This is a genomic window from Actinomadura sp. 7K507 (assembly GCF_004348425.1).
Taxonomy (GTDB): Bacteria; Actinomycetota; Actinomycetes; order Streptosporangiales; family Streptosporangiaceae; genus Spirillospora.
This window is the reverse complement of sequence record NZ_SMKK01000285.1, coordinates 1-10,798: the sequence shown is the minus strand read 5'-3', so window position 1 is coordinate 10,798 and position 10,798 is coordinate 1. Positions and strand designations below refer to the sequence as shown.

The window sequence follows — 10,798 nt, the reverse complement described above, 5'->3', positions numbered from 1 at the left end:
GGACAGCAAGGCCCCTGACGCCGGCCACCTGACCCTCTCAGCCGAGAGCTTCGCCCGGCTCGTGACCCGCATGAAGCGCGACGAACTGAACCTCTGACCCCGGCGTGCAGACCCCGGCCCAATGACGCCGGGGCCTCTGCCACGGGCACCGGCCGCATCCAGTGCGCGGGCCCATCCTTGACGGTCGCCGACCTGGCCGAGGACATCCGCCGTGTCCTGTAGATCGCCTGAACGGCGCATCAAGCTGGCGCAGGGCGGTCAACTGTCGCCGGTCAGCCACTGATCGAACGATGTCCTGTCGTGGACGCGGGGTGGCCTGCCTCGCCCGTGGTCGCGGAGGGTTTGTATGTAGGCCCATAGTGTGTCGGCGTCGACATATTTCACGTGCCCGGCCAGGCGGAGCAGGTCCCACGTTGTGACTGTCTTGATCCCGTGTTCCTGGGCGAGACTAGGGACATCGGTGTCGTCGGTGACGAAGATACTCTGCAAAGAGCGGCACGAGATGATGGCGAGCGTTTCAGCTTCCCCCAGATGCTTGTGAGGGGCGTCGCCTGGTTTGGCCAGGCGTTCTCGGAGCGTTCGGGTGGTGACGTGTTCTGCGCCGTTCTCTGGACGCAGTGGCTCGCCGAAGATGTCGTGTGCTTGTGCCATGGCACCGAGCCCGGGTTGCATCGATGATCGATCGCACTCCCATGCAACCGTCCCGCACCATTTACCGCGGCGATTGCTGAGACGTTCAAGTAGGTCCATGCGGTTGATGTAGGCGAAGTTGACCAGGACCGTGTTGTCCGGAAAAGTAGCGAGGTCATCTGTGTCGTCTAGAGTCCGAGCGCAGAGGCAAGTTCGCTTGGCGCGATGACCTCCTGGGGGGCGGGTTCGTCCACTTCGAGGCTGTCTGGGACGACCCCGAGCATCCACGCCAGGGTTCCCTTCGGAAGGGCGCCCTGAGCGATGAGAGCGAGATGGGCATCTTGCAGAGCCAGGGAGAAGTGGCGAACCGCGGCCGCGTCCATCCTCGCCGTGATCGGGTCACCAGGCTCGGTCGGTTGCCAGTGCCGTCGAAGCAGCCGTTGCGTGGGCTGGACCGCCCACTCTGCCAGGGCGTCTGACACGACGATGCCCAGTGAATTGAGTCGTCTGGCCAAGGCATCGATGGACACTCCGAAGTCCCATACCCGGGTGGCTAGAACAGGTGCCGTTACTGTGGACCACTCCATCGACCGCAGCACCTCGGCGGGCAGGAGCAGTTCGGCGGCGAAAGCATTCGCCTTGGCTTCGTGCTGATCGCGCACGGCTGGTGCTAGGCCCGGATCGAGATGCCCTAGCGCCAAGTGTCCCAGCTCGTGCGCCAATGCCCAATTCTCACGGAACCAGTTTCCCGTGGCGGCGAGCACGATCACGGCCCGGCTGGACACGGTGAAACAGTAGGACGTGGACAAGCCTGGGAGGCGAACCACGTCGACCTCGATCGACGACTCCAGTCGCTCGATGAACGGGCGGACGAATCCATGACCGAGGGCGCTGCGGGCGTCTTCCGGAGTCGCAGGGAGAGTCGACGCTGGGAGGTTGGCCGGCTCTGCTTGCCGGTAGGCCAGACTGACATCGCGCAGGACGGCCTTGTCCGTCTCGGCGTCGGGTACGGTGCGCTGGCCGGTTTGGTGATCGTAATCATGCCGAGCGGCGACCAGGATGCGGCGCGGGTCGGCTTCGCCGGTGATGAGGTAGTGAATGTCCGCGTTCAGCACCTCGGCAACACGGGCCAGCTCGAGGGCGGAGAAGGCGCGCTTGCCGTTCAGAGCACGAGAGAACGCGTCCGGGGTCATGCCGATCTGCGAGGCGACTTCCCGTTGAGTCTGCCTTCCGGTGAGGCAAGCGGCCACGCGCGCACCGATCTCCTGGCTCATGGCACCATGGTACCCACCCCGTTGGGAAAATCCCAATTTCGCGGCGCTGTGCCAGGTCAGACGCCTCGTGGTGTGGTCTGTTCCAGCCCGAGGACGCCGCCCGGCGTCGACATGAGATGAGCGCGTGGGTCAGCGCGGTGCGTCGAGATCGGTGAACAGGCCGTTCTGAAGGAGGTGCTGGTTGGCGGTGCTGCGCCTCTCCAGGGTCGGCTGGTCGAATGCGTCGGTGTCCAGGGTCGGTTGGATCGCCGGTTCCAGGAGGAGTGGTCCGAGGATCAGGAACAGCACCTGGTAGGGCGCCCACTCGGGGTCGGCGTCCGCGCGCAGGATTCCCGCCTCGCGCAGGCGTTCCAGTTCCTGGCGGGTGCCGTTCAGCAGGCGCGTGAATACGGTCGCGCCCGTCTCGCCGCCGTCGGTCAGCACGCGGCGCAGGTAGCCGCGTATGTCCGGGTCGGCGCCGAACAGTCGCGCCGACACCGTGCCTAGGGCTGCGACCAGGTCGCCTGGTGGACGGTCACGGTCCAGCTCGTCCATGGCCTCGCCGAGGCTGCGCAGGACGTGCTCTTCGACCGCTTCTCGTAGGCCCTCTTTGGTGCCGAAATGGTGACGCACCAGGGCGTAGGAGACTTCCGCTTCGGCCGCGACCGCGCGGATCGACACCGCGTCGAAACCGTCCTGGGCGAACAGGTGGAGCGCGGCGCGGCGCAACCGCGCCTTGCCGGTCAGATCCTCCGCCGAAACCGCACTCATGGACAGCAAGCTACCGGCTATTGCGTGGTGGGGGCGGGCGTGGCAGGCTATTACTGACCGAGCGATAAGTAATTAGGTCTCGGAGGGGACGATGACGACCGATGCGCTGGAGCCGGAGCTGGAGGAGCGGCTCCAGGCGGGGTTCGACGCGACCATCGCGCGGCACGACCGCATCGAGCCGCGGGACTGGATGCCGGACGCCTACCGGAAGACGCTCGTGCGGCAGATCGCGCAGCACGCGCATTCGGAGATCATCGGCATGCAGCCCGAGGGCGCCTGGATCGGGCGCGCCCCGTCCCTGCGGCGCAAGGCGATCCTGCTGGCCAAGGTGCAGGACGAGGCCGGGCACGGGCTCTACCTGTACTCGGCGTGCGAGACGCTCGGCGTTTCGCGGGCCGAACTGACCGGACTGCTGCTGTCCGGCAAGCAGAAGTACTCGTCGATCTTCAACTATCCGGCGCTGTCCTACGCCGACGTCGGCACGATCGGCTGGCTCGTGGACGGCGCCGCGATCGTCAACCAGGTGCCGCTGTGCCGCACGTCCTACGGGCCGTACGGGCGCGCCATGATCCGCATCTGCAAGGAGGAGTCCTTCCACCAGCGGCAGGGCTTCGAGTTGCTTATGACGATGATGCGCGGCACCGACGCCCAGCGCGAGATGGTTCAGGAGTCGGTCGACCGGTTCTGGTGGCCGTCCCTGATGATGTTCGGGCCGCCGGACGCCGAGTCCCCGAACAGCGCGCGGTCGATGGCGTGGGGCGTCAAGCGCAACTCCAACGACGAGCTCCGGCAGAAGTTCGTCGACATGACCGTCCCGCAGGCCGACGTGCTCGGGGTGACGCTGCCAGATCCCGGGCTGGCCTGGAACGAGGAGCGCGGCCACTACGACTTCGGCGAGCCGGACTGGGAGGAGTTCGCGGCGGTCGTCCGCGGGAACGGGCCGTGCAACGCCCAGCGCCTCGCGCATCGCCAAGCCGTCCACGACGACGGGGCGTGGGTGCGGGAGGCGGCTTCGGCGTTCGCCGACCGGACGGCCGAGGGAGGTGCCGGATGAGTGCCGACAGGCGGGAATGGCCGCTCTACGAGGTGTTCGTGCGTGGCAAGCGCGGGCTCAACCACGTGCACGTCGGGTCGCTGCACGCGCCGGACGACACGATGGCCCTGCGGCACGCGCGGGACGTCTACACGCGGCGCAACGAGGGCGTGAGCATCTGGGTCGTGCGGGCCGACGCCATCACCGCGTCCAGCCCGGACGAGAAGGACCCCCTGTTCGCGCCGAGCGGCGACAAGGTCTACCGCCACCCGACGTTCTACGAGATCCCCGGCAACGTCCCGCACATGTGACCGGGGAGGGATCACGATGAGCGACGAGAGCATTTTCGAGGGCCTGATCGGGACCGGGGACGCCTCGCAGTGGGCGTTCGGCACCGACTTCGAGGACCCGCTCGCCGGCGTCGACACGACGGTGCCCGACGGCGTCGACCACGCCGAACTCGCCATGTACTGCCTCATGCTCGGCGACGACGCCCTGATCATGTCGCAGCGCCTGTCGGAGTGGTGCAGCCGCGCGCCTGACCTCGAAGAGGACATCGCGCTGGCGAACATGGCGCTCGATCTGCTCGGGCAGGCACGGCTGCTGCTGGCGAGGGCCGCCGCTGCCGATCCGGGCGTTGTGCCCGTTCTTCCGGACGGCTCGCCAGTTCCTGCGGAGGACGCGCTCGCGTTCTTCCGCGACGCCGGGCAGTTCCACAACGTACGCCTGGTGGAGGTGGCGAACGGCGACTTCGCGCATGTCGTCGTGCGGCTGCTGCTGTTCTCGGTGGCGCGGCTCGCGCTGCTGGAGCGGCTTCGCGCGAGTACCGACGGTGTGCTGTCGGCGGTGGCGTCCAAGGGCGTCAAGGAGGTCACGTACCACCGGGACTGGGCCGGACGCTGGTTCCTCACTCTGGCTCAAGGCACGGAGGAGTCGCGGCGCAGGCTCCTCTCGGCTCTTGAGGAGATGTGGCCGCTCAAGCCCGAACTGGTCTCCACACACCCCGTGGAGCTTTCCCTCGCAAAGGCCGGTGTCGGTGTCGACCCCGTGTCCACGCGAGACGAGGTGGACGCCGTCCTTGACCAGGTGTTCGCCGTGAGCGGTGTCGAGCGTCCGGAGCGGCCCGCCCTGGCAGGCGTCGGCGGACGGACGGGGCGGCACGGCATGCACACCGAGGCCCTCAGCCTGCTCCTCGCCGAGATGCAGGTCGTGGCGCGTGCGCATCCGGGAGGCCTCTGGTGAACGACGTAAGGGAACGCGCCGCCGAGGTCGCCGAGCAGGTCCGTGACCCCGAGATGCCGATGCTCACCCTCGCCGACCTCGGCGTGCTGCGCGACGTCGACGTGGAAGACGGGGTGGTCGTCGCGTCGATCACGCCGACCTACACCGGCTGCCCGGCGATGGCGACCATGCGCGACGACCTCGTCCACCGGCTGAACGGCGCCGGGTTCCCCCGGGTCGAGGTGCGCGTCGTCCTCGATCCGCCCTGGTCGAGCGACTGGATCTCCGAGCGCGGCCGGGCCGCCCTGCACGACGCGGGCCTGTCGGCGCCCGGACCGGCCCCCCAGTGCGGTCCGGTGGGCCTCAATCTCGGGCCGACGCGGCGCGCCCCCGCCTGCCCGCGCTGCGGTTCCACGGCCACCCGGCTGACCTCCGAGTTCAGCGCCACCGCCTGCAAGGCCCTCTACCGCTGCACCGACTGCCTCGAACCGTTCGAGCACGTCAAGGAGATCTAGGATGACCACTCCGGCGCCCGCGCGGACGCGGCCGGCCGCCGCCTTCCACACGCTGACCGTGGCGGCGGTCGACCACCTGTGCGAGGACGCCGCCGCGATCACGTTCGACGTGCCCGAGGAGCTGCGCGAGGCGTACGCCTTCCGGGCCGGGCAGTCGCTCACCCTGCGCCGCTTCGTGGACGGCGAGGAGCAGCGCCGGTCGTATTCGATCTGCGCCCCGGCCGGTTCCGCGCCGCGCATCGGCGTCCGCGAGATCCCGGACGGGCTGTTCTCCTCCTGGCTCGTCCGCGAGGTCGTGCCGGGGACGCGGATCGAGGTGCAGGCGCCGACCGGTTCCTGGCGGGCCGACGCGGCACCGGGCGAGCGGCACCTGTGCATCGCCGCCGGATCGGGGATCACGCCGATGCTGTCGGTCGCCTCGACCGTCCTGGCCCACCCCGGGGCGCAGGTGTCGCTCGTGTACGGCAACCGGACGAGCCGCACCGTGATGTTCACCGAGGAGCTCGGCGATCTGAAGAACCGGTACGGCGCCCGGTTCCAGATGGTCCACGTGCTCTCCCGCGAGCCCCGCGACGTCGAGCTGTTCTCCGGCCGCCTCGACCGCGACCGGCTGCGCCGCCTGCTCACCGACCTCATCCCGGCCGAGACGTTCGACCACGTCTGGCTCTGCGGCCCGCTGCGGATGATCGAGGACGCGCGGAACGTCCTCGCCGAACTCGCCGTCCCCGCGACCGTGCACGTCGAACTGTTCTACGTCGACGAGCCCCCGCCGCAGCCGCGCCGCGCCGCCGGTGCCCCGCCCGGCGAGACGACCGAGCTGACCATGGTCCTCGACGGCCTGCGCACCACGTCGACCGTCTCCCGGGACACGACGCTCCTCGAAGGCGCCCAGGCCACGCGCGCCGACCTGCCGTTCGCCTGCAAGGGCGGCGTCTGCGGGACGTGCCGCGCCGTCGTCCGCGAGGGCGAGGTGGACATGCGCCGCAACTACGCCCTCGAACCGTCCGAGCTGGACGCCGGTTTCGTCCTCACCTGCCAGTCGTTCCCGGTCGGCGAGAGCGTCACGATCGACTACGACGCCTGACCGTCGTTCTCAGGTCTCGTGGCGGGCCAGGCCGTCGAAGGCCAGGGTGGTGATCGTGTCGGCGACCGTCGCCGGGTCGTACACCCCGTCCGCGCGGTACCACTCGACCAGCGAGTTCACCATGCCGAACAGCAGCCGGCTGACCAGCGCGGGCGGCACGTCGTCGCGCAGGGCGCCCTCCTTGACGGCGTCCGCGACGAGCACGGCGAGCCGGTCGTCGAGCCAGCGGCGGCGTTCCAGCGCGGCCAGCTCGACCCCGCTGTTGCCCCGCACCCGCAGGAGCAGCGTGACGGACGGCTGGTGCGCCACGAGAACCTCGACGCTGCGCCGCACCACCTGACGCAACCGCTCGTAGGCGGTCATCCCGGTCCGCTCGCGGAGTGCCTCGGTCACGGTGGCGGTGAGTTCGTCGAGGGCGTCGTCCAAAGCCCGGCTGAGCAGCTGTTCCTTGCTCGTGACGTGGTGGTAGATGGCGGCTTTCGTCAGCCCCAGTTCCTTGGCCAGGTCACCCATGCTGGTGGCGTCGTACCCCTTGCGGTTGAACAGCTCCACCGCCGTCCGCAGGATCGCCTCCTGGTCGTACCCGGGCCGCCCCCGCCGCCGCCGCGGCGTCGGTTCAGCGGGCTCGGACGTCGTCACACCCCGCAGCATCTCACGCCGGGCGAACGCTCACTTCAGCGTGACCGGGAGGTGGTCGATGCCCGCTATGAAGCTGGAGGTGATGCGTTCGACGTCGCCGCCGATGCGCAGGCCGGGGTATCTGGTGAGCAGCTCCGTGAGCATGGTGGAGATCTCCAGCTTCGCCAGGCGCGACCCCAGGCAGAAGTGCGGGCCGGTGCCGAACGCCAGGTGCGGGTTCGGGTCGCGGGACAGGTCCGGGACGTGCGGGTCGGGGAACACCGCGGGGTCCCGGTTCGCGGCCGTGTACCACAGGACGACCTTGTCGCCGGCACGGATGCGCTGGCCGCCGAGTTCGGTGTCCTGGGTGGCGGTGCGCCGGAACTGCATCACGGGGGAGACGTGCCGCACCAGCTCGTCCGTGCCCGTGGCCAGCAGTTCCGGATTGCGGGCGAGGCCGTCCCACAGGCCGTGTTCCTGAAGGGCGATGACCGCGCCCGACAGGGAGTTGCGGGTGGTCTCGTTGCCCGCGATGACGAGGAGGATCCAGAACATGGAGAACTCGTCGTCGGTGAGCCGCTCGCCGTCGACCTCGGCGTTGGCGATCGCGGACATGATGTCGTCCGTGGGGCGGGCCCGGCGGTCCGCGGCGACCTGCTTGCCGTACTCGACGGCCTCGGCGAACATCGCCACCGCCACGGACGGGTCGCCGGTCAGCTCGCCGTCCTCGAAGCCGATCATCCCGTCCGACCAGGTGACGATGAGGTCCCGGTCCGGCTCGGGCATCCCGAGCAGGTCCGCCAGGACGCGGGTCGGGAGTTCCTTCGAGACGGTCGTGACGAGGTCCACCGTCCCGGCGCCGGTGAGGTCGTCCGCGATCTCGCGGGCGTGGCGGCCGATGGAGTCGCGGAGCGCCTCCACGGCGCGCGGCGTGAACGCGGGCGTGACGATCTTGCGGAGCCGGGAGTGGTCCGGCGGGTCCATGTTGAGCATCATCAGGCGAAGGCCGGCGAGGGTCAGCTCGTCGGCGGTGAACATCTGGGCGCCGCCCAGGTGGCTGGAGAACAGCGCCGGGTTCCGCGATATCTCGTGCACCAGCCCGTGGCTCGTCACCGCCCAGAAACCGGGGGACGGCGGGGCGGGCAGCCCGCTGGACGCCTCGCTCGCCCGGAGCGCGACCGGCCGCTCGTCCTGCCAGGCGACCGGAGCCGCCGCCCGCAGGACGTCGAAGGCCGCGTGCGGCGGGCCCGTCTCGTACGTGCGGGGGTCGGACAGGTCGGCATCGCACAGGTCCGCGACCCGGGCCGCCCCCTCCGGAGCGGTCTGGGGCTGCCGTACGTCGAGCATGGGTCACCGCCGGTGTGCGTTTGTGCACGTCCCCGCGACGATACACATTTACACTTGTGTCTTGTCAAGGCCGATCGATAGGTTGACCCGGTGCGAACACACGGATGGGGCGGCTCGCCTCCCGCCAGCGACGAAGAGGCGGTCGCCCGGATCAAGGACGCGACGCACCGGTGCGTCCGCGAACTCGGCGGCGCCACCACCATCGCGCACGTCGCCGCAGCCCTCGGGATCAGCCGGCAGACCGTGTACCGCTACTTCCCCGGCACCGACGCGATGCTCATCGCCGCCGCGCTCGACGGCACCCACGACTTCCTGGCCCGCCTGTCGCGCCGCCTCCGCAGCGTCACCGACCCGGGGGAGGCGATGGTCGAGGCCGTGGCGTACACGGTCCAGGAGATCCCCCACGAGCCGTACCTGCGGCTCCTCCTGGACGTCGAGGGCGGCAACTCCCTGCTGCGCAGCGTCACCGCCGACACCGCGCGGACCATCGGCCGCTCCCTGCTGGACCAGAGCGCCGTGGACTGGGACGGCGCCGGGATCGGCCCCGACCAGCTCGGCGAACTCATCGAATGGACGCTGCGCGTGATCCAGTCCTTCCTCCTCGACCCGGGCGACCCGGCGCGGACCCCCGACGAGCTGCGCGGTTTCCTCCGCCGCTGGCTCGCCCCCGCCGTCGAGGTCGCGGCCCGTCCGGCGGCTCGTCCGGCGGCCGGCCCGCGGGCGGCCTCGTGACCACCGACAGCCGCGCCGCCACCGCGGACGAAGCCGCCACCTCCGACGCCGCCCTGTTCGCACGAGACGGCTCCCGCGTCGTCCCGACCGACTACGCCCGCGGCCCCTGGCGCCGGGACGCCCTGCACGGAGGCGCCGTCGCGGCCCTCCTCGCGCAAGCGGTCGACGTACCGGACTGGACGCCCACGCGCCTCACGATCGACCTGCTCGGCCCGGTCCCCGACGCCCCGCTGACCCTGTCGGTGACGGCGCCCGAAGGCGGCAAGCGTGTGGTGCGCCAGGAGATCACGCTGCTCGCGGACGGCGCGCCCGCCGCACGCGCCCTGTGCGTCGCGGTCCGCCGGAGCGACCTCGACCTGCCCGATGGCGCGACCGACCACCCGGACCCCTTCGCCGGCGTGCCGGTGCCCGACCTGAGCACCCCCACCCCGGGAGCCCGCGAAGCCGTCGGCTGGGACTGCTTCGACTCGGGCGCGATCCGGGTCCACGGGCTGGCCTCGTCCGGCGTCGCCGAGGGCTCGGTCGGGTTGTGGGTCAACCTGCTGGTCCCCGTCATCGCCGGTGAGCCGACCCCCGCCATCGCACGCGTCGCGGCGGCGGCCGACTACGCCTCCACCGCCACGAACATGCGCCTGCCCCAGGACCGGTGGAGCTTCATGAACGCCGAGCTGACCGTGCACCTGTCCCGCGAGCCGGCCACCTCCTGGGTCGGCCTCGTCGCCGCCGGCGTCGTCCAACCCGCCGGCAGCGGCCTCAGCGTGGCCACCATCTACGACGCCGCCGGCCGCCTGGGCCAGTCCGCCCAAGCCCTCGTCGTCGAAGCCCGCCGCCCCCGCACCTGACCCGCCATTCCGGGTTTCCCCGGACACTTCCCCGTGGTTTTACCGAGTGCACGGATATGCGGGCTCTGGTTGACACGTAGAAGTGACCGAATACGGCCATGCGTGGAAGTGCGAAAAGGCCGCAATTTGCAGCGTCGGCGATGGCTGCGCGTTTAATCTGGCGCTGACACAGGCGGATCGGAATAATGGGGGACGCGCGCTGCCATGCGGGATCATTCCTTGGATTGGACCTTGGTCGACGTGGAGACCTCCGGGTTCCGGCCGTCGCAGCATCGGGTGCTGTCCATCGCCATGCTGACGATGGGAACGGACGGAGAGGTGACCGGCCGGTTCTCGACGCTGCTGAATCCCGGTTGCGATCCCGGGCCCGTCCACATCCACGGGCTGACCCCGCAACGTCTGGCGGGCTCTCCCAAATTCGAGCAGATCGCCCCCGAGATCGCGGCCCTTCTGCAAGGGCGCGTGATGGTCGCCCACAACGCGCGTTTCGATTATGACTTTCTGGCGCAGGAGTTCGCGCGTGCCGGGCTGCGGCTGCCGGTCGACCGGCGGCTGTGCACGCTGGCCCTCAACCGCCGGCTGTCGCCGCCCACCCGGAACATGCGCCTGGGGACGCTGGCCGCCCACTACGGCGTCCCCCAGCACAAGGCGCACGACGCGGCGGACGACACGCGCGTCCTCGCCGGGGTGCTGCGTGGCTCGCTGACGGCCGCGGAGCGGCTCGGCCTCAGCCTCCCGCTGGTCCCCTGCCC

The 10,798-nt window shown here is 70.2% G+C and carries 13 protein-coding genes; 8 read left to right on the top strand and 5 right to left on the bottom strand.

The genetic code is table 11. The features are described 5' to 3' along the window. Positions 1–258: 258 nt before the first annotated feature. From E1285_RS39270 to E1285_RS39260, 3 genes are all read right to left on the bottom strand, one after another. The gene (locus E1285_RS39270; RefSeq protein WP_132159679.1) at positions 259–750 is read right to left on the bottom strand and encodes a hypothetical protein; all 492 of its coding nucleotides are present in this window, start codon (positions 748–750) and stop codon (positions 259–261) included. A 68-nt stretch (positions 751–818) separates the two neighbouring features. Further along, complete coding sequence (locus tag E1285_RS39265) at positions 819–1,904, bottom strand: ImmA/IrrE family metallo-endopeptidase (RefSeq protein ID WP_207947145.1); 1,086 nt, start codon at positions 1,902–1,904, stop codon at positions 819–821. A gap of 129 nt (positions 1,905–2,033) precedes the next feature. Then, complete coding sequence (locus E1285_RS39260; protein ID WP_132159678.1) at positions 2,034–2,654, bottom strand: TetR/AcrR family transcriptional regulator; 621 nt, start codon at positions 2,652–2,654, stop codon at positions 2,034–2,036. A 91-nt stretch (positions 2,655–2,745) separates the two neighbouring features. On the opposite strand from E1285_RS39260, the gene paaA reads away from it, so the two are divergent. From paaA to paaE, 5 genes are read left to right on the top strand one after another with little or no spacing between them, the layout of a single operon-like run. Further along, positions 2,746–3,708, top strand: a complete 963-nt coding sequence (gene paaA, locus E1285_RS39255; protein ID WP_132159677.1) for a 1,2-phenylacetyl-CoA epoxidase subunit PaaA — start codon at positions 2,746–2,748, stop codon at positions 3,706–3,708. Further along, positions 3,705–3,998, top strand: coding sequence for a 1,2-phenylacetyl-CoA epoxidase subunit PaaB (paaB, locus tag E1285_RS39250; RefSeq protein WP_132159676.1), 294 nt, complete (start codon positions 3,705–3,707; stop codon positions 3,996–3,998). Before paaA ends, paaB begins: the two co-directional genes overlap by 4 nt. A gap of 16 nt (positions 3,999–4,014) precedes the next feature. Continuing rightward, complete coding sequence (gene paaC, locus E1285_RS39245) at positions 4,015–4,929, top strand: 1,2-phenylacetyl-CoA epoxidase subunit PaaC (RefSeq protein ID WP_132159675.1); 915 nt, start codon at positions 4,015–4,017, stop codon at positions 4,927–4,929. Next, the gene (gene paaD, locus E1285_RS39240; RefSeq protein WP_207947147.1) at positions 4,923–5,423 is read left to right on the top strand and encodes a 1,2-phenylacetyl-CoA epoxidase subunit PaaD; all 501 of its coding nucleotides are present in this window, start codon (positions 4,923–4,925) and stop codon (positions 5,421–5,423) included. The genes paaC and paaD overlap by 7 nt, the downstream gene beginning before the upstream one ends. A gap of 1 nt (position 5,424) precedes the next feature. After that, positions 5,425–6,507, top strand: a complete 1,083-nt coding sequence (gene paaE / locus E1285_RS39235) for a 1,2-phenylacetyl-CoA epoxidase subunit PaaE (RefSeq protein ID WP_132159673.1) — start codon at positions 5,425–5,427, stop codon at positions 6,505–6,507. Between the two features lie 9 nt (positions 6,508–6,516). Here paaE and E1285_RS39230 read toward each other — a convergent pair whose 3' ends face one another. Next, positions 6,517–7,146 carry a TetR/AcrR family transcriptional regulator gene (locus tag E1285_RS39230; RefSeq protein ID WP_132159672.1) on the bottom strand — a complete coding sequence of 210 codons (630 nt, stop codon included), beginning with the start codon at positions 7,144–7,146 and terminating at the stop codon, positions 6,517–6,519. A gap of 30 nt (positions 7,147–7,176) precedes the next feature. Then, entirely contained in the window at positions 7,177–8,472 is a 1,296-nt protein-coding gene (locus E1285_RS39225; protein ID WP_132159671.1) for a cytochrome P450, read from the bottom strand. A gap of 90 nt (positions 8,473–8,562) precedes the next feature. Between E1285_RS39225 and E1285_RS39220 the strand changes: the two genes are divergently transcribed. From E1285_RS39220 to E1285_RS39210, 3 genes are all read left to right on the top strand, one after another. Further along, positions 8,563–9,204: a TetR/AcrR family transcriptional regulator gene (locus E1285_RS39220; RefSeq protein ID WP_132159670.1), complete on the top strand. Its 642-nt coding sequence runs from the start codon at positions 8,563–8,565 to the stop codon at positions 9,202–9,204. Then, positions 9,201–10,046, top strand: a complete 846-nt coding sequence (locus tag E1285_RS39215; protein ID WP_165966942.1) for an acyl-CoA thioesterase domain-containing protein — start codon at positions 9,201–9,203, stop codon at positions 10,044–10,046. The genes E1285_RS39220 and E1285_RS39215 overlap by 4 nt, the downstream gene beginning before the upstream one ends. A 219-nt stretch (positions 10,047–10,265) precedes the next feature. Further along, the coding region (locus E1285_RS39210; RefSeq protein WP_279510125.1) for an exonuclease domain-containing protein at positions 10,266–10,798 on the top strand (533 nt) is incomplete at its 3' end.